Raw genomic sequence first — 19,189 nt, 5'->3', positions numbered from 1 at the left:
TACCTCATTACTTTTTGTTTTTCTTTCAGGCTCACATCATGAAGATGTGAGCGCTCTTTAAAATAGACTTTTACTTTTGCGCGGCTTGCTTGGCCTCTGCAATCCATTGATCCCACTTTTGCTGATTCGCTTGAATCCAACCTTTGACATGGCGGTCAATGTCCGCTTCGGAGCGCTCACCCTTAAACATATGGTAGTTTTGAGCATTAATGTCATTACCTGGAATAAAGATAGATTTTATAAAGTGAGCAGCAGCCGGATTGTTCTCGACAAACTCTTTATTGGCAGCAATGTGCTGGGTGTTAGCAGTAAACCCATAGTTCTTACCATTGGGCATAGTCGTGTCTACATTTTGGTTTTCAGGAGAAGCAGAAAAAGGGACTTCAAGCCAAACCACGTCTTTACCTGGCACTAAGGCCGCACTTACATAATTGGGAGTCCAGGTGTAATACAACACCGGCTCACCCGCCTGAAAGCGCCTGAATACTTCTGTCATCAACGCCTCGTAGGATCCTTGGTTATGCGTCACAGCCCCTTTTAAGCCATAGACATCCAAGTGATGCTCTATTACACGTTCACAAGGCCATCCTGGAGTACAGCCCGTTAAATCGGCTGTGCCATCCCCATTCGTGTCAAACAATGCTGCTATTTTGGGATCCTTTAACTGCTCAATGTTAGTAATTCCATATTTATCGGCAGTGGCTTTATCAATTAAATAACCTTGTAAACCATAGCGTGATAATTCTCCTTCACGAGACAATTTGGCCTCACCCCCAGCGTTGGCATAGAAAAAATTATGCTGGGGCTGCCAGTGCACTGCCATCAAAGTGGCATCACCATTTGCTATGGCTACGTGAGCCGTAGCATACTCAAGTTCCGCCTTGGGTTTTACGTCATACCCCAATTGACGTAGTCCCTCCATTACCAATTCAGTTTGGAACGATTCCACGTCTTGGGCACTTTGCACGGGAATAACACTGATATTTTTACCGGGTAAGGAGGCCGCACTCAGCCCCATCGTGCCCGTCAAAGCAATCACACCAAATGCAGCGGTCATTGTTAATTTTTTAAACATTGTTGTCTCCTAATTTATTTCGATTATTTTTTAACTAAAGCTTGAGTCATTCTGTCTAACACCACGGCAAGCAATACAATTCCTACGCCTCCTACTGCAGCTAGACCCATATCAAGGCGTCCAATGCCTCGTAACACCATTTGCCCCAAACCTCCTACTGCAATCATGGAGCCAATAACCACCATGGACAACGCCAACATTAAGGATTGGTTTACGCCCGCCATAATGGTTGGCGTTGCTAAAGGCAGTTGCACCTTAAACAGCATTTGTAGTGGGGAGGCTCCAAAAGAATGAGAAGCCTCAACTAAGTTAGGGCTCACCTGCCGAATTCCTAGATTGGTTAAGCGCACTAAAGGCGGTAACGAAAAGATAATAGTTACTACGACTCCAGGCACATTGCCTATACCAAATAACATCACAATAGGCACTAAATACACAAAGGCCGGGGTGGTTTGCATAGCATCTAGGGCGGGACGCAAAATACGTTCTACCGTATTGCTTTTGGCAGTGATGATCCCCAATGGCAAGCCAATTACGATACAGAAAAATAACGACGTCAAAACCAAAGCTAAGGTCACCATCGCTTCATCCCAAGCGCCTATAGCCCCAATAGCAATAAAAGCTAATACCGAACCTACGGTCAAACGAAACCTGCCTAGGTGCCAAGCAATCAGAGCCACAATGATCAACATTAGTAGCTGTGGCATCCATAGCAGACCTAGCTCGATACTTTTCAATATGTAATCAATGGGCACTCGAATCGCCTGAAAGGCAGGACGAAAATTAGCCACAACCCACGACAATATGGCGATGACATAGTCCCCTAAGGGAATTAAAGCCTCATCAAAAGGGCGTAACCAATCAAATGTGTTTTCAACCTCTACCTGTGTTACAGCACTAAGAAAACCGCTGCTGTTTTCCTCGAAACCACTAGACAGAGAACCCCATTGCTGTTCTAAATCATTAGCTTGACTTGTTGTTTGTTGCTGTTCCATAACGTGACTCCCTGTGCCTTATACTTCAACGCTGCGATTGCTTAATAACTTGAATACCTCCGACTGCTGTAACACCCCTTTCAAATTTCCTTCGGCATCCACAATGGGCAAATCATGTTGGCAAGACGCCAACAGTCCAAACAGCTTAGTCACCAATGTTTTTTCCGCAATCGCTTCGCTATTCAGCACAAATGCATCACTTACCTTTGCCGTCTGAGATTTAGCCAGAGCCGTTTGTAAACTACGACGAGAAATTAAGCCACAATATTTGCCCTGCGTATTCACTACATATACAGCTGCATTGCCTTGTAATTTTTTTTCTACCTGAAAGACCGGTTCTGATGGGTTAATACTGATGACTTCGGTAACTTCAGTTGCCACATCTGCGGCGCTCAACACTTTTGTCATATCTACTGTTTTGAAAAATGAGCGCACGTAATCGTTCACAGGATTTTTTATAATTTCTTCTGGTGTACCGACTTGAACCACATTGCCATGTTGCATGATGGCGATACGATCACCAATTTTTATGGCTTCTTCAATATCATGAGATATAAAAACAATGGTTCTTTTGTCTGTACGTTGTAAACGCAATAGTTCATCTTGCATCTCAGCACGAATTAATGGATCTAAAGCAGAAAAAGCCTCGTCCATCAAAAGAATTGAGGGGTTATTTACCAGCGCACGCGCTAGTCCTACACGTTGCTGCATACCCCCTGAAAGCTCATGGGGATAGCTGTTTGCCCAAGCATCCAAACCTACCTGTTTTAATACCTGTAAGGAGCTGGACTCCCGTTGCTCTTTACTTACACCAGCTAACTCTAAGCCAAAGCCCACATTACGTAATACGGTCATGTGCGGCATTAATGCAAAAGATTGAAAAACCATACTGATGTGGTGCCGTCTAAAATCGCGTAACTCAGACTCAGACATACTAAGAATATTGATGTCTTTAAAAGAGACACTACCGGCAGTCGGTTCAATCAAACGATTGAGCAAACGCACTAGAGTGGATTTACCTGATCCCGACAAGCCCATAACGACGAAAATTTCTTTTTCATAAATAGAAAGAGAAACATCATTGACGCCTAGCGTACAACCTGTTTGAGAAAAAATTTTCTCTTTATCTATCTTCTGTTGAGCCAAGGTCAGCGCCTTGTGCTCTTGCTCCCCAAAAACCTTATAGAGGTTTTTCAGCACAAGTGCCTCTTTCTGATGGGAATCACTCATTCTTGTCTCCTGCTTTTTATTTATATAAATTTTTTTGAATTGATCTAAGTCAATCGCTATATATTCATTATTAGAAAAATCATATGTTCAAGCAAATGATTTAAAAGCTGCTATTATTGATAAAAACTCATAAGTCTTTTTTTAATCATTACTCCTTATCCTGCATTTAGTATTCATATTTAAAATAAAAAGACCACATAAAAAATGTGGTCCAAAAAAGTACCTGAAACCAAACTTTATAATTCTTGCTGGCTCGTTCGCGCCGCCAAATAAATACGTGTCTTAGCCCCCCATGCAGCAAACGGCTCTGGTGGGTTCAAACTAGGCATTCCCGTAACGCTTTGTATATCTTCCAATAGCTCGGAAGACTTTTGGCATGCCAAGTCAGCCAGCAAACGCCCCGCTATGGTACCCCAAACCACTCCTACCCCGTTATCACAAGCGACTGCATACATATTAGGAGCTAACTGTCCAAAAAAATTAGTAAAGTTGCGTGAAACCGCATAAGTTCCCCCCCACGTATAAGCAAAAGGCAACTCGGCTAAAAACGGATAACGTTGTTGCAAAGAACGTCGATGCTCTTGAGCTATGAGCTGTCGATCATAGCTCGACACGCTACTGCCGTACTTTGGGGTATAGCGATACGTATTACGAATCACTAAGCGCTTATCTTGGGTCATCCTTAACGTCGTACCGGCATGATCTGCTGGCGTCAAACCCCAGTTATATTCTCCTGTGTAGTGCTTTTGTTCACTAACATTCAATGGTCTAGTAATACTTGCAAAAGTCGTTATAGGTAATAAACGATTTTTCAAAAAACCAAATTCACGCGTATAAATACTGGTAGTAAAAAGCACTTTAGGAGCTTTTATTGTGGCTTTAGCCGTTTGCAATATGTAATCTGAGGTCTCTTTGCTCCAAGAAAGAATCGCCGAATTCTCGTAAAGTCTGACATTAGAGGGCAAATTTTTAGCTAGCCCCTGCACCAAGGCTGCAGGCTGCATTAAGTAGCCACCCGGCGTAAAAATGGCTTGACTGTAATGCTCCGTGCCTAAAACCTCCGCCAACTCTTCTTTGGTTTTCCAGAGATAAGGCTCTCCTAGCTCATCCATTAGTTTGGCAAAGTGAGCCAAAAATTGACGGCCTCGCTCTCCGACTGCTCCTTGGTATTTACCCACAGCGCTCCACTGGCACTCAATGTCAAACTGCTGTATTAAATGATTCAACTGCGTAATGGCAGAGCGATTCAAACGCAATAAGCGCTGTTTAAACTGCTGATCTGGGTTCTCTAGGGCAAACTTATGCGGCAAATCGATAGCAAACCCGGAGTTTCGGCCCGAAGCGCCATACCCCACCCGCTGAGCATCAATCAAAACCACTTTTGCATCTGGTAAATGCAAGGCCAATTGACGGGCGGCTGAAAGTCCAGCAAACCCAGCACCGACCACCACCACATCTGCCTGCTGGTCGTGCAATAGCTCGTTAAAGGGACGCTGTTCCGACAATAAGTGAAACCAACCCGAACAAGAGTCATCATGGGGCAGATTCATTTAGGCACCTTTAAGTTTAAAGGTGACACATTTGGTTCGAACATAGCTATATAACGCCTCTTGCCCTTTTTCTCTACCAAAACCAGAAAGACCGACTCCCCCAAAGGGTGTTTCAATACCCCCTGCATACCACTCATTTATAAACACTTGACCACTGCGCAGTAATTGAGTAAAGCGTAAAGCCCTATTTAAGTTGTTGGTAAATACTCCTGCGACCAAACCATAACTCGTCTCATTCGCAAGCTGGACAGCTTGCTCGTCAGAATAAAAGGGCATCACACATAACACTGGACCAAACACCTCTTCGCGTGCAATGCTAAGTGAGCTATCAGTAGTAGAAAAAACCGTGGGCTGCACATAAAATCCTTTTTCTGGTAATGGCGTTTTACCGCTCGCAATGAGGGCAGCTCCTTCTTTAAGAGCTGTCTCACACATTTTCTGGATTTGCTGCTGTTGCTGTGCGGAAATGACAGGAGTGATATCTGCCTTGGAAAAACCATCCCCTAACTTCAACTCGCCTACCAAACCACGAATGGCCTGCAATGTTTTTTCATAAATATGTTCATGAACTAATAAACGAGACAACGCCGAACAAACCTGCCCTGAGTTAAAGAAAATACCACTTTTAATATTTTTTAAAAGCTCATCTAGGTCGGCATCCTCAAGCACAATGGCTGCCGACTTCCCTCCTAATTCCATCACACAAGGCGTGGCCCATTGTGAAGCAGCTTGCATAATGCGTTGCCCTGTGGCCACCGAACCGGTAAAGACAATTTGATTGGCTTTAGGGCTACTAACTAAATGCTGTCCTACTTCGGAACCCAGTCCACACAACAAATGAAGGGAGCCTTGTGGAAAACCGGCTTTTTCCAGCGCTTCGAATAATACACATAAGCCTAAAGGGGACAACTCGGGGGACTTCACAATACAAGAATTACCAGCCGCTAAGGCCGGGGCCAAAGAACGGGCACAAATAGATATTGGAAAATTCCAAGGAACAATTTGTACTGAAACCCCCATCGGCTCATAGTTAGTAAAGCTGATGTAGTCGTCCCCTAAAGGAATAGATACTCCCTCGACTTTGTCCGCCATACCGGCATAATACTCAAAGTACCGCGCAGCCTCCGTAAACTCGTCGAGTGCATCGGCATAGTTTTTGCCATTTTCAAGGCATAAAACATGCGCTCCATACTCAGCAACTCGACGTATCTCCTCGGCAGCTCGCAATAATAAAGAGACTCGTTGTGCGGGTTTAGCGTGAACTAAATGGCGCTCAGCCACACACCGCTGGGCAGCTTCTAGGGCTTGTTCAGCCTGTTCGATACTTGCCAAAGAGATCATGGCAATTGGCTCTGCAGTAGCAGGACTAAAAACAGGAAGCTCTACCTCATTCTCAACCCACTGACCATCAATAAAATTAGACCACTTTGCTGGTATCTGCATGAGATTCTCCTAGGCGCTCTTTAAGGCTTCTAAGTAACGCCGTGCATTCCATTGATGAAAGTAATGAGTTGGTTGGTCTAAGACTGGGGAAAATGCCCCACCTTGATAGGCGGGAGATTTGCGTCCGGCCTGCATCCCTTCTACAGCACCAATATCTTCTGCAAATACCACGCGCCAAGACTCTAGGACTTCAGCTCGATTTTGTTTGTATTTATCTGCCTTAGCACTGGCTTCACCCACATAAAACAAACGCAAATGTTCAGTGGTTTTTGTGGCGTTGATAGGTTCAAGAATCATGGCAAAAGCATGATCTGCCTGTATTCCTAACAGCACATTCGGGAACAAAGCGACATACTCGGCATGACGAATTTTTTCTTGAGGCCATGTATCAAGCACTGGCAACGCCGTACCTGAAACTTCTGCTAAGTTATAAACATAGCTACCTTGCCCAGCAAAATTGTCTGCAAATAAAATATTGTAGTGATCCTCTAGACGAGAATAACTATTTAATGCTGGGTGTACCCAAGGTAAATGGTAAGCTTCGCAATAATTATCTACTGCCAATTTCCAATTGCAATTTACCTCTAGCTGATGCTTACAATCGTCAGCCTCGACCCAAGCACTCATGCCATAGGGGCCCAAAAACTCAGCCCAGCGCTCAGTTAAAGGTTGAATGGCCTCTAAAAACTCTGGAGCTTGACCACAAATATTGACAAAAACCATGCCAAACCAAATAAAGCTTCTGACTTCACGCAGCCCATTACTCTTACAGTTAAAGCGCTCATCTGTATGCTTATCGACCCCACCAATGTGGGGCGTGCCTTTCAGTTCCCCTTCTAGGTTATAAGACCAAGCATGATAAGGACAGACCATCACACCATGATTCTCCCCCTCCTCGTGCACCAATTTCATACCCCGGTGGCTACACACATTATGAAAAACCTTAACTTGGTCATTCTTATCCCGCACTATTACCAACGGTAAGCCCATAAAATCAACTGGTTTTACATAACCGGGTTTTTTCAAATCACTTAAAAAAGAAATGGCAGCCCATTCTTTGCTCATCACTTGATCACGCTCAAAATTAAACACTTGCTCATCTGTATAAAAAGCATTGGATAAACCAAGTGAGTGCTCAATTGGTTCCAAGACGCGCTCTAGTTGTAATTTTATGGCTTCTTGATTTTTAAAAAAATTATTCATGGTAGTGTCTCCAAATAAAAGCATGTTCTTCAAAATACACTCGATAAGATGACTTTATTATCAGAACTATGCGACTCAACCACAAACGATTTTATTTCCCCTATTCATCAAAAATTCTCATAACTCTTTTATTTAACATTCTTCGCTTTCAGAATAGTTTATGAGTTTTTCGTCCATTTATAAAAACAGCCTGCGTTATCACATTTTGATAGGAAGAAGTGAAGGTAATTCACTTTCTAAGCATTGAGGGACTATAACGATGATGATGTATATTAATGTCGGGAATGGCCATATGTGACGAGAATTATGAAGCACATACAAGGAGGGCCAGAGGGGTTCATCAGAGGACTTAGCGCTTATCATGACAACGCCTAGTCTCTGATAAGTACCTACCCATTCGAGTAACACCTATTATAAAAAATTAAGACTATGAAACTACATCCTCTTCCCCCTTTTAAAGCGTTACTTTCATTTGAAGCAACAGCACGTCTGGCAAGCTTTACACGAGCTGCCGATGAGTTACACGTGACACAAGGGGCCATTAGTCGCCAAATCGCCTTATTAGAAGAGTTTCTCTCTACCACGTTATTAGATCGAACCACGCGTAGTGTTCGGCTTACTCCCACTGGTGAAGAGTATTTGCTTGCTGTTCAAAAAGCCCTGCAACCTTTGGTGCAAATCACCTCAGAAATTACTCACTGGAAGGGAAAACAACAAATTACCATTGCTACTAGCACGGCTTTGGCTTCTATGTGGCTTATACCCAGAATATCGGATTTTAATGCCCAATACCCTGATATAGAATTACGCATTGTGGCCCTAGATAACCCCTTAGGTAACCAAATTAATGATTACGATCTGGCTATTTATTACCTTAGAAACCCACCTTCTCAGGGAAAAAGCACCCCTTTGCATGCCGAGGAAATTGTTCCCGTTTGTTCGCCGGCCTATTTAGAAAAGTGTGGCACCATTAACACCATAGAGGACCTAGAAAAGCATACATGGCTTACTTTAGATGAGTCACTCACCCATTGGATTAGTTGGGACGACTGGTTTACAAAGCAAAACCTCCCTACCTTAAAACCTAAACGTCGAATCAATATCAATAATTATTCAATGGTGATTCAGGCTGCGCTCAGTGGGCAAGGTATTGCTTTAGGTTGGAAAAACCTAATCGACTCCTATTTGCATTCAAAAGCTCTAATCCCTGTGGTCAACCAGACTCTACACACCAATTACAAGTTTTATATTATTGAGCGGGACGATGATTTAGTACGACACAAAAATATCAAACCATTAAGAGACTGGCTTGTTGGACAAATTGATCACAGCGAAAAAGAATTTAATGCAGCAACACACGCAGTGAGCTAATAGCTTTTTCGCGTGAGAAAAACAGTCATAACTTTACGTACAACAAAGAGCAAAAGAAAAACCCATGACCAAATTGGTCATGGGTTTTCAGCTCTACTCAATCTCTTCTGGCGTTGGTCTTACCCTATTTCTAGCAGCACACCACCGTAGAATTCATTAGTAACCACCAACGGACTAGGCCTAACTTTTTTTCAAATGCTCCGCATCCTCAAAGCGGTTTACCTTTCGTAAGGGTTTAAAACGCCACGCCATACCAGCGGCTACCGCCAAGGTACAAATGCCACCAAATATCGCAGCGGGTACAGCACCAATTAATGCTGCACTGCTCCCAGCGCGAAAGCTTCCTAATTCGTTAGAAGAACTAACGAACAGCATGTTGACGGCATTGACTCGGCCACGTAAATAATCAGGGGTGGAAAATTGCACTAAGGCAGAACGAATATAGACACTAATCATATCCGCTGCGCCAGCTACCACTAAAGCAGCGAAAGACATCCAGAATAGAGTTGAAAAAGCAAAAACGAGATTAGCAAGACCAAAAATGGCGACGGCGCTGAACATGACCTTGCCTACATGTTGATTAAATGGACGACGACTGAGATAGATGCCGGTGGCAATTTCACCAATAGCCATGGCGCTACGCAATAAGCCGAGTCCAGAGGAGTCTACATGCAATACTTCCTGTGCATAAATGGGTAATAATGCGACTACCCCACCTAGAAGTACGGCAAACAAATCTAAACTGATGGTTCCAAGAATAATGGGGTTTTTCCAGATAAAGCGCAGACCTTCAGAGAAGCGCTGCAATACGCCTGTGTGGTCTTGGCTTGGCCCTTCATGTTGACTACTGTATAGAACAGGTACGGCATAAAGTAAAAAAATACCTAAGACAAAACATAGGCAACAAACCGTATATGTCATACCTCCTACATAGGCATAAAGAAAACCGCCAAGAATAGGACCTGTGATGACAGCTACCTTCATAAGCATGCTATTGGTAGCCAATGCTTGAGCCAGACGATCTCGCGGCACAATTTGTGGTAATAGACTTTGTAGTGCTGGGCCAGAAAAAGCCCGAGCAGCACCATAAAAAATCAGCACTATGTAGTAACCGATCAGATTGTCTGCCCCTTTGTAGGACAACCAAAGCAGCAAACCACTGCATATTGCCGAAACAATCCAACTAAGTGCTAGAACGGTTTTACGATTAAAGCGATCAATGATGTCACCTGCAGAGGGCAGAAAGAGCACCATAGGGATAAATTGAGCCAAGCCGACGTAGGCAAGAGCTATTGGGTCACGTGTCAGGTCATAAATTTGCCAGCCCACCACAATGGCCTGTATTTGCATAGCGAATACAGAGAAAAGTCGAGCGAACAGAAAGGGTAAAAATCCGGGTGTGGTGTAAATAGTAGATAACTTCAACTAGGAACTCTATAAGCTAAGTGATTCTTATTGTTAGTAAGCAGCTACCATATCAGTTTTGATACGTTTGTGCTAAAGGAAAATCCGTGGTTTACTTTTTGTTGAGACAAACGAGCACGCACAGTTCATGTGCACAAAAGGGATAGCATTTTAAATGCTTGTCTCATAAGGCGTCACGGTTAAAGTAAACGTATTGCCTAGCTTTCATTTGTAAAGCAGAGCCGCCCTATCAAGACGATTAGTTTAGATAATGTCGTAATGCACTATTTTTCTAGCAGTTTATGGTGAGCCTAACGTTGCTTCAGTGAAATCTGCAACTGGCAACAATTGTACTTTTCCATCAAAGCAAATTCGATGCAAATGAGATAAGCCTTGGACTTCTGACACACCCAGATAACGACCTAGTTGGTTGTAGAGAGAGTGTTCAGGGTTAATAACGCGTACTTGGGTACCTAAACGTAAAATAGATTCGGGCATAAATAGATACTTTATAAAATAATCAGCCTGTTTGCTTTTTGAAATTCATAACTATAAGTATAAAGTCCTCTTTTAATTCAAGCTTAGTTCGTTGTTTGACTGAATACTATAACTTTACATAATATATACTATTTATGCGCATAATTAGTTATGCTTTACTGTTACTTGTTATCTTGTACCGATTCATTATCATTTTGATTTCTTTGGCTTAACTTAAACTCATTAAGCATTTGCCGTAACGATACGCCAATCATTTGGCCATGATCATACTGAGGATAAGCATGATAAGCAATTTGCCATGACATTTTCTGCAATGTGTCTAAGCGCTGCATTAACGGGCTCAGGCTGGCCTCTTGTAACGAGGGAGTATCTGCTTGGTCACCCCTACTTTTAGTTCCCATATACACAGATAATGTACGCCCCTCAGGGAACCTAGTCGATGAGCTGTCCCATGTTTTAAGCAACGCTTGGTCATACCACCACAACGAAGGATCTGCTGCACTGTAGCGCTGGAATGGGCTATGAGTTTGAGCCGATGCATGCATAACAAATAATCCCCCGTAGGAATGCCCCCACAATGTGGTTTGAGATGAATCCAATACAGCACGGCTTGCAACAAGAGGAATAATGGTGTCGCTAATAAAAGCTAAGAAAGTATCGGCCCCACCACCGACACGCCCCCTCACAATGGGTTGTTCTACGCGCTGCCCTTGCTCAAACACAGGAGGGGTATAGTCATAAGAGCGAGCGACGACATCGTTTCGGGTCTCGATGTCATAACCAATAGCAACCAATACAGGTGGATTTGTTAGCTGGCTTAATTGGTTTAACTCGTAGGCAGTTAAGGTAGCCATTACCGCATTACCATCCAACATGTAAATGCTAGGCCTACCTGATACTGGCGCTGGACTTTTAGGCAAAGCTAAGTACACACGATAGCGTCGTTGTTGATCTGCAGAATACAGATAATGCGTTTCAAACTCATACCCTTCCACATCTTGATCGGCTACGGTATGTGTAACACGCTGCCCAGCTAAGGTTCCTGAGGAAGGGACTTGAGCTATAGCAAGTGTAGCCATCATTACACTGCACCCTACTACCATCGCTAAGCCTACACGCATATATGATTACCTATCCAAAAGTCGTGGAGTCTGCCACCCCATTTAAAACAACCATTGTATTGAGAATCATTCTCTTTTAAAAGCATAGTGCGGCCTAGAGATGTAACTTACTGCTAGTGTTAGACAACAACAAAACCAGCGGAAGTCAATGTTATACCGAACGATGGAGGGGATTCTTTTTCCTCTAAGAAATCGCTTGTATGCTAGGAGAGCAGATCGTAAAACCAATAACAGGAATTAAGGAGATATGTAATGACTACGCAACAACGTCCACCTTGTCCCCCTTTCACTTTAGAAACGGCCACACAAAAAGTACGGCTAGCAGAAGATGGTTGGAATGGGCGCGATCCAGAAAAAGTGGCTTTGGCTTATAGCCTCGATACGCGGTGGCGTAATCGTGCTGAGTTTATTCATAACCGTGATGAAGTACACCAGTTTTTAGAGCGTAAATGGCGCAAAGAACTGGAGTATCGCCTTATAAAAGAAATTTGGGCGTTCACCGATAACCGCATTGCCGTTCGTTATGCTTATGAATGGCATGATGACTCTGGCAATTGGTTTCGCTCGTATGGTAATGAAAACTGGGAGTTTAATGAAGACGGACTGATGGTTAATCGTTACGCCAGTATTAACGATTTACCTATAACTGAATCTGAACGTAAATTTTTCTGGCCCTTGGGGCGTCGCCCTGATGATCATCCCGGTCTAACAGAGTTAGGTCTTTAACCCCCTAACCAGCCATCAGCCAAGAGTTGCTGACGAACTCAACTAAACGCCTACGTCATTTCACGTAGGCGTTTTATGTGGTTTAAATGAAGTAGCTTTAGATAGCGATTGACCTTTTTCTTTATTTCTTTAATATACTGTATAAATATACAGTCATATGGCAAATGGCTGATTCTGCTTACGTATTTAAAGGTGCGACATGCTGTATAAAATTTCTCTTGAAGACGGCCCTACCAATTTAACCCAGCAGGCCAAGCACAACGCCGAAGCTAAATTTCAACGTGTGCTAGAGCGTACCCTCGGCGAGCCAACCGATGTATTACATCTTTATCGAGTCTGGCAAGCTGTCATAGAGTCTGACGAGTCAGAGCTATCCACTTCCGATAAAACGCTAGCGCAAAAATGGGCAGAAACGGTTTATAAAGCTCAATTAGCCGGCCTTAGCGAACTTGGCGAGTGCGAGGCATATTTCGATATTCATATTGAAAAATAACCTACTACCATTCATCTACTTATCAACACAAGCTGCCCTCTTACGCAATAGCGATAAAAAAAGCAGCACCATACTAAAATGCTGCTTTATATACGTTATAACGTAGTACTAAACGCTGAATAAGCCATTAAATCGGCAATAGCCAAAAGCGGCAATGCATGCTGATGCGCATAGTTTAATAGTTGTTCACCACGCATCATCGTGCCATCGGGATTCATTAGCTCACACAGTACCGCCATAGGCCGTAACCCAGCTAACTGGGCTAAGTGTACCGCCCCTTCGGTATGTCCTTGGCGCGCATCCAACCCTTGGGGGTGAGCACGTAATGGGAATACATGCCCTGGGCTCACAATATCTGTAGCCTGAGCCTGGGGATGAATGGCAGCGCGTATAGTGTTAACACGGTCTTGCGCACTCACCCCTGTGCTTACGCCGTTTTTGGCTTCTATAGATACAGTAAATGCAGTTTGGTTCTGACTTTGGTTGTTGGTCACCATCTGCGGTAGCTTCAAATGATCCAGTGTAGGGTCAGTTAAACATAAACAAACAATACCACTGCCATCCCTAATCATTTGGGCCATAGTATGCGGGGTGATTTTTTCTGCGGCAATAATTAGATCCGCCTCATTTTCTCGATCATAGTCATCAAGCAAAATGACAGGAAGGCCTTGTTGAATAGCCGTAATAGCAGTTTGAACACGCTGCTCGATGCTGCTTTGTAAAGTCAAAGTAAAAGACATAAAACGCTCCTCTAGAGTCAGTGAGAAGTCGTTTTCGGGGCAAACGAAAGGACGCACTGGTGCAAAGCAACGTGCGTTAAGACATTCGTGATCTTCTTTCATCCGGACTTTAACCGTCGGCTCTGGACTTGAACCAGATCTGCTGACCCCATTGACACATGGGCGCTCGCGGGCTTATACGAAGTATGTACCGCCGGTGGGGAGTTTCACCCCGCCCTGAAGACGCTTACGAAGCTTCAGTATACTCTATCGTTTACGTTAAAGAAATGGCTAGAAAGAACAGCCCTACTTGATGCATTTAACTCAGCATCTTTTATGTTTGCAGGCCTAATCAGACCAGACTACAGTTCAGCCCGATGCTGCCAGGCCTCCCAAGCCAGCTTAGAGCGTACCCCCATATCCAGTAAAGGACGTGGCGGTAACTGCATGGGCAAGCCTAGTGCCGCAATATCTTCTAATAATGGGTTGTCGCGTTGTGTGAGTAAATCGGCAGCTAACATGCCTGAAACAGTACCACTGGTCAGCCCGATACCATTATGGCAAACCGCGCTCACCACATTTGGCATCAATTCACCAAAGCCGGGGGCCATGTTGGCCGATACACACATAATCCCTTTCCACGTATGCTGAATAGTCACATTTGGCAGCATAGGAAAACGTTCAGAAAATAAACGTTGATGCTGCTGAGCCACCGTTGCCTTATGTTGGCCATCAGACTGTAGATCGGGCGCATAGGCCATATTTTGGCGTATGAGTAAACGCTGATCTGGTGTGCGACGCATAGTAATACCCACAAAAGCATTTGCGGGCGTGATGCCCCATGTTTTTAGACCCTGCAGTTCTTGTTGTTCGGACTCAGTTAAAGGTCGGGTTAAGCTCGCATGGGCCGCAATAGGAATTAATCGATTTTTCAGCACCCCAAATTGTTCAGCAAAAGCATTCACTGCAATAACCACCTGATGCGCGATCACACTACCCGCTGGGGTTTGCGCTTTGGTCTGAGTCGTGTCGTAAGTAATACTTGTAATGGGTGAGTTTTCATAGACCTCAACCTTTTCGGGTAAGTGATCGACCAACCCCTGAGTTAAAGCGCGCGGATTTAGCAGCACAGTACCCGGCGTATAAATCGCTGCCTGAAAATGATTAAAACCGACTTTTTTTTCTAATGCGGAGCGATCTAACCATTCATAAGGCTCTTGCAATGCATCTAATAGCTTCTGGCTCGGACGCAGGATCGTCTCCACCCCTTGTTGGGATACAGCGGCATGAAACTTGCCTGCCCGCTCCCACTCGCAATTAATACCATGCTCTTTGACTTGTTGCTCTAAAAAATCAATGGCGGCACGAGCTAAACGTAAATGTCTCTGGGCATGCGCCTGATCTACAAGCATAGAACTGGTGTTATGTGGCACATCAATCGCAAAACCCGAATTGCGCGCATGTGTGCCCTCACCCACCCGCTCTGCATCAACCAATGCAATACGCGCCTCGGGTCGGTTCTCAGCCAATCGTCGCGCCGCCGCTAGCCCCGCTAGCCCAGCGCCTATTACCAAAAAATCCACTGTAATGTCTTGTTGTAACGTGGATGCCAAGTGTCTTTTGTCACTTGAGCCTTGCCAACCAATAGAATGGTCGTTATCAGGAAAAATATGTATGGTTTTCATGTTGTCTCCTTTTCTATGGGTTTGAGGCAAAGTAACTAGTGCTAAGGTGACGTATGCTTGAGCCCGTTTGCTAAGTTACCCATCGGTTTGTTTTTGTTCTGTTGTGTGCTCTAAGATATCTTGTACCCACACGCGGCTCTCAAACCACATTTGGTTAAGCATTGCCACCTCCTCTGGGCTTAGTTGGCTGATGTCACCTTGCTCAAAGCTTTCTATCATGCCAAGTAGTCGTCCGTATTTGCCGTGACGTAACTCCAGCTGGTGAATAATCCCCTCTGGCAACGAAAGCTGATGCAGTAGCTCGCTATAGGGCACATCAAATATCACATGCATTTTTGATAATAGCCCCACAACAAATGCTGTATGAGTATCAATACCATGAAACTCCGCCATATGCTCACACATAGCGGCTCGAGTGAGAACTTGGGGCAACAGTAAATTACTGCCTGTAGCAGAGTCTGCAAAAAGCTGTGTGGCCACAATAGCACGTAAGCGACGTAGACCTAAGGTCTTTACAGCGTGGGCAATAGAGGTGGTTTTATTATGCAATGCATAATAAGCACTGTTTGTGTGTTTTAAAATAATATAAGTAAGTTGCGGATCCAAAAGGATCAGCTCTTCAATCTGGGCATAATCCACATTCTCATACTGCAACTCAGCCAATAATCTAAGCTGAGCCTGCCGATTTGTCACTCGCTCGTGAACGGACTCAGGGTGTACTAGCGGCTCAGCATAAAAATAACCTTGAAAATAATCAAAGCCCATATGCACTAAAAAATCAAAATCCTCTTTGGTTTCAACTTTTTCTGCCAGTAGTTTTACTTTTCTGGATTTGTAATAGCAAAGTTCTTCTGTAGTAATAGTTTGCCATGTGTCGATTTTCACTATATCGGCATAATCCAGTAGCAAATCGGTTTTTTCATTTAATACGAAGTCATCCAATGCTATCAAATAGCCTTTGTTTTTAATTACCTCTAGGGCTTTCAACACCTCTGGCTCGGCAATAACTGTCTCTAGCACCTCTATGACAATTTGTTTTGGGCTAGGGGGTAATAACTCTGGTTTTAAAAGCCACTCTTTAGGGGTATTTAAAAACACCAACCGTTTTCCTACTAGCTGCTCTAAACCTATTTCATAAAAAGCTATATTACTGGCTCTGGCTGTAGCAACCATTGCATCACTAAATTTTGCACTCTTGTCTTTTGCATTAGAGCGGTATAACAACTCATCGCCTATATGATTCAAATGTTGATCACAAATAGGCTGTAAAGCAATGCAGTAGCTATTACTCATCTGATTACGCTCTATTTAAATATTAATCTTGTATTTTTTTATTTTATATTTTATACATCATAAAAGAAAAAACCGCTAATTTATATTTAATTAGCGGTTTTTATAAAGAGACGTTTTACAGCATCCCTAATTGCAATCGAGCCGACTCGCTCATCATTTCCCGACTCCAGGGCGGGTCCCAAACCAAGTTAACCTCGGCTTTACTAACACCTTGGATGGTGAGCACCTTGAAACGAGCCTCTTCGGCAATAATTGGGCCCATTCCACAACCGGGAGCAGTCAACGTCATATCCAATAATACCGAGAAGTTATCAGGCCCCTCTTGAGTCACATGACATTTATAGACTAAGCCTAAATTCACAATATCCACTGGAATTTCTGGATCAAAGACCTCGGCCAACACAACCCAGCAGGCCTCTTCGATGGTTTTTTCCGTTGCAGGCTGCTCGGGAACAAAAATTTCCTCTTCCTTGGCTTCTTGGCCTATAGCATCGCCATCAATTCCTTCGATGCGATACATATTGCCTTCAACAATGACGGTAAAACTATTACCTAGTTTTTGGGTAATTGTTGCACTACAGCCTTTTTCTATGGTGACTGGAGAACCATATGGGATGGTCACTGCAGGACAATCACGACTGACAATGACCTCTTCGCGCTCAAAATAACTCATTATTTATACAGCCTTTACTCTGTTTTAGCGACGTCATCAGATTGGTGAATCGCGTTATCTAAAGTGTGCCACGCTAAGGAAGCACATTTAACCCGCGCAGGGAACTCTTTAACCCCCGACAACACTTCTAATTTCCCTAAATCACGATCTGGGTGCTCGGTGGTCAACATCGCATGCATGTCTTTAAAGAGTTGCTCGACCTCTGCCATGGTTTTGCCTTTACAGGCTTCAGTCATTAATGATGCTGAGGCTTTAGAAATGGCGCACCCTTGCCCAATAAAGCTAACTTTCTCTACAACATTGTCTTTTACGTGTGCATAGACTCGTAACTGATCCCCACATAATGGATTATGACCATCCGCTTTGTGAGTTGCGTCTTCCATGTGATTAAAGTTACGTGGGTTGCGATTGTGATCAAAGATCACTTCTTGGTAGAGCTCACGTAGCCCGCCAAAATCCTCACTCATCTGAGACTCCAAATAGTTTTTGCGCTTTTTTCAAACTGGCAACCAAAGCATCCACATCCTCGAAGCTGTTATAGAGAGCAAATGAAGCTCGCGCTGTACCAGGTATTCCAAAACGGGTCATTAAAGGCATAGCACAATGATGGCCTGCCCGAATTGCTACACCATCCATATCCAGTATGGTGCCTAAATCATGAGGATGAATACCCTCTACTAAGAACGATAATACACCCGCTTTGTGCGCTGCGGTACCCACCAATTGGATTCCTTTCAGGGCTGAGAGCTGGGCGGTGGCGTACTGCAATAGCGCATCCTCGTGCTGTGCAATCTGCTCTAATCCAACGTCTTGCACATAGCGCAAAGCAGCAGCCAATACTATTATTCCAGCAATATTAGGCGTTCCGGCCTCGAAGCGCTGAGGCACTGGCGCAAAGGTGCTCTCTTCAAAGCTGACGGTGTGGATCATATCGCCTCCACCGCGCCATGGCGACATGGCATCTAGGATATCGTATTTGGCGTACAAAGCCCCTGTGCCTGTTGGGCCATAGATTTTATGCCCAGAAAACACGTAAAAATCACAATCTAGAGCTTGCACATCCACTTTGGTATGCGCAACCGCCTGTGCCCCATCAATAAGAACTTTGGCTCCGACCTGATGCGCCTGCTGGATCATTTCCGCAATGGGGTTCACTGTACCCAAAGCATTAGACACATGAGTGATACCAACCAGTTTGGTTTTAGATGTTAATAAACCTTGGTAAGCGTCAAGATCTAGCTCGCCATTGTCTAACACAGGCACCACCTTGATCACTGCGCCTGTTTTTTTAGCCACTAGCTGCCAAGGTACAATATTGGAATGGTGCTCAAGTCCAGTCAGTACAATTTCATCACCGGGGTGTAGATTATCTAAGCCCCATGCATATGCCACTAAGTTAATACCGTCAGTGGTGCCACTTGTAAAAACAATTTCCTCAACGCGAGCGGCATTAAGAAATGTTTGCGTAACAACACGTGCCTCGTCGTATTCATCCGTTGCATATTGCGAAAGCCAATGCACCCCACGATGAATGTTGGCATTATGCTTTTCATAAAAGTCTTTTTCTGCCTGAATGACTGCAGCAGGTTTTTGCGTGGTCGCACCGTTATCCAAATAAACAAGGCGCTGCCCACGAATAGGCTGCGCCAAGATTGGAAAATCGGCACGCCGATCGAGCTGCAATGCAGGTTGATTGATCGGCTGTGACAT

Annotated in this window: 18 protein-coding genes and 1 riboswitch; of the genes, 3 read left to right on the top strand and 15 right to left on the bottom strand. The window is 44.1% G+C overall.

All coding sequences use genetic code 11. The features are described from left to right. Positions 1-70: 70 nt before the first annotated feature. The 6 genes from proX to ACBP46_RS05500 form a co-directional block, all read right to left on the bottom strand. A complete protein-coding gene (gene proX / locus ACBP46_RS05525) occupies positions 71-1,075 on the bottom strand; it encodes a glycine betaine/L-proline ABC transporter substrate-binding protein ProX (protein WP_371015738.1) in 1,005 nt (334 codons plus the stop codon). Between the two features lie 23 nt (positions 1,076-1,098). After that, positions 1,099-2,070, bottom strand: coding sequence for a glycine betaine/L-proline ABC transporter permease ProW (gene proW / locus ACBP46_RS05520; RefSeq protein ID WP_371015737.1), 972 nt, complete (start codon positions 2,068-2,070; stop codon positions 1,099-1,101). Between the two features lie 18 nt (positions 2,071-2,088). Continuing rightward, positions 2,089-3,300, bottom strand: a complete 1,212-nt coding sequence (gene proV, locus ACBP46_RS05515) for a glycine betaine/L-proline ABC transporter ATP-binding protein ProV (RefSeq protein ID WP_371015736.1) — start codon at positions 3,298-3,300, stop codon at positions 2,089-2,091. 236 nt (positions 3,301-3,536) lie between these two features. Then, positions 3,537-4,850, bottom strand: coding sequence for an NAD(P)/FAD-dependent oxidoreductase (locus ACBP46_RS05510; RefSeq protein WP_371015735.1), 1,314 nt, complete (start codon positions 4,848-4,850; stop codon positions 3,537-3,539). Further along, positions 4,851-6,293 carry an aldehyde dehydrogenase family protein gene (locus tag ACBP46_RS05505; RefSeq protein WP_371015734.1) on the bottom strand — a complete coding sequence of 481 codons (1,443 nt, stop codon included), beginning with the start codon at positions 6,291-6,293 and terminating at the stop codon, positions 4,851-4,853. A gap of 9 nt (positions 6,294-6,302) precedes the next feature. Then, a complete protein-coding gene (locus tag ACBP46_RS05500) occupies positions 6,303-7,496 on the bottom strand; it encodes an aromatic ring-hydroxylating oxygenase subunit alpha (protein WP_371015733.1) in 1,194 nt (397 codons plus the stop codon). 429 nt (positions 7,497-7,925) lie between these two features. Between ACBP46_RS05500 and ACBP46_RS05495 the strand changes: the two genes are divergently transcribed. Then, positions 7,926-8,867: a LysR substrate-binding domain-containing protein gene (locus ACBP46_RS05495; protein WP_371015732.1), complete on the top strand. Its 942-nt coding sequence runs from the start codon at positions 7,926-7,928 to the stop codon at positions 8,865-8,867. Between the two features lie 180 nt (positions 8,868-9,047). Here ACBP46_RS05495 and ACBP46_RS05490 read toward each other — a convergent pair whose 3' ends face one another. The 3 genes from ACBP46_RS05490 to ACBP46_RS05480 form a co-directional block, all read right to left on the bottom strand. Beyond that, positions 9,048-10,292 carry an MFS transporter gene (locus ACBP46_RS05490; protein ID WP_371015731.1) on the bottom strand — a complete coding sequence of 415 codons (1,245 nt, stop codon included), beginning with the start codon at positions 10,290-10,292 and terminating at the stop codon, positions 9,048-9,050. 279 nt (positions 10,293-10,571) lie between these two features. Continuing rightward, positions 10,572-10,769 carry a hypothetical protein gene (locus ACBP46_RS05485; RefSeq protein WP_371015730.1) on the bottom strand — a complete coding sequence of 66 codons (198 nt, stop codon included), beginning with the start codon at positions 10,767-10,769 and terminating at the stop codon, positions 10,572-10,574. A gap of 161 nt (positions 10,770-10,930) precedes the next feature. After that, positions 10,931-11,890 (bottom strand): alpha/beta hydrolase, encoded by a 960-nt coding sequence (locus ACBP46_RS05480; RefSeq protein ID WP_371015729.1) that lies wholly within the window; start codon positions 11,888-11,890, stop codon positions 10,931-10,933. Between the two features lie 252 nt (positions 11,891-12,142). Here ACBP46_RS05480 and ACBP46_RS05475 point away from each other — a divergent pair, with 252 nt between their 5' ends. Together ACBP46_RS05475 and ACBP46_RS05470 are read left to right on the top strand one after the other, a co-directional pair. Beyond that, positions 12,143-12,616 carry a nuclear transport factor 2 family protein gene (locus ACBP46_RS05475; RefSeq protein ID WP_371015728.1) on the top strand — a complete coding sequence of 158 codons (474 nt, stop codon included), beginning with the start codon at positions 12,143-12,145 and terminating at the stop codon, positions 12,614-12,616. 199 nt (positions 12,617-12,815) lie between these two features. Continuing rightward, positions 12,816-13,109, top strand: coding sequence for a hypothetical protein (locus ACBP46_RS05470; protein WP_371015727.1), 294 nt, complete (start codon positions 12,816-12,818; stop codon positions 13,107-13,109). Between the two features lie 95 nt (positions 13,110-13,204). Here the strand turns inward: ACBP46_RS05470 and ribB are convergent, their stop codons facing one another. The 6 genes from ribB to ACBP46_RS05440 all read right to left on the bottom strand — a co-directional run bounded on the left by ribB (position 13,205) and on the right by ACBP46_RS05440 (position 19,189). Next, on the bottom strand, positions 13,205-13,849 hold the full coding sequence (gene ribB, locus ACBP46_RS05465; protein ID WP_371015726.1) for a 3,4-dihydroxy-2-butanone-4-phosphate synthase: 645 nt from the start codon (positions 13,847-13,849) through the stop codon (positions 13,205-13,207). A gap of 86 nt (positions 13,850-13,935) precedes the next feature. Further along, a riboswitch (FMN riboswitch) is annotated at positions 13,936-14,077 on the bottom strand. Between the two features lie 113 nt (positions 14,078-14,190). Then, a complete protein-coding gene (locus ACBP46_RS05460) occupies positions 14,191-15,513 on the bottom strand; it encodes an NAD(P)/FAD-dependent oxidoreductase (protein ID WP_371015725.1) in 1,323 nt (440 codons plus the stop codon). Positions 15,514-15,588: 75 nt separating this feature from the next. After that, complete coding sequence (locus ACBP46_RS05455) at positions 15,589-16,806, bottom strand: EAL and HDOD domain-containing protein (protein WP_371015724.1); 1,218 nt, start codon at positions 16,804-16,806, stop codon at positions 15,589-15,591. A gap of 115 nt (positions 16,807-16,921) precedes the next feature. Next, the gene (gene sufT / locus ACBP46_RS05450; protein ID WP_371015723.1) at positions 16,922-17,479 is read right to left on the bottom strand and encodes a putative Fe-S cluster assembly protein SufT; all 558 of its coding nucleotides are present in this window, start codon (positions 17,477-17,479) and stop codon (positions 16,922-16,924) included. A 14-nt stretch (positions 17,480-17,493) separates the two neighbouring features. Beyond that, positions 17,494-17,946: a Fe-S cluster assembly sulfur transfer protein SufU gene (gene sufU / locus ACBP46_RS05445; RefSeq protein ID WP_077733030.1), complete on the bottom strand. Its 453-nt coding sequence runs from the start codon at positions 17,944-17,946 to the stop codon at positions 17,494-17,496. Beyond that, the gene (locus ACBP46_RS05440) at positions 17,939-19,189 is read right to left on the bottom strand and encodes a cysteine desulfurase (RefSeq protein WP_371015722.1); all 1,251 of its coding nucleotides are present in this window, start codon (positions 19,187-19,189) and stop codon (positions 17,939-17,941) included. Before ACBP46_RS05440 ends, sufU begins: the two co-directional genes overlap by 8 nt.

It is taken from the genome of Paenalcaligenes hominis (assembly GCF_041359055.1).
GTDB lineage: Bacteria > Pseudomonadota > Gammaproteobacteria > Burkholderiales > Burkholderiaceae_B > Paenalcaligenes > Paenalcaligenes hominis_A.
The sequence above is the reverse complement of the archived record's forward strand: the minus strand, read 5'-3'. Positions and strand labels throughout refer to the sequence as shown.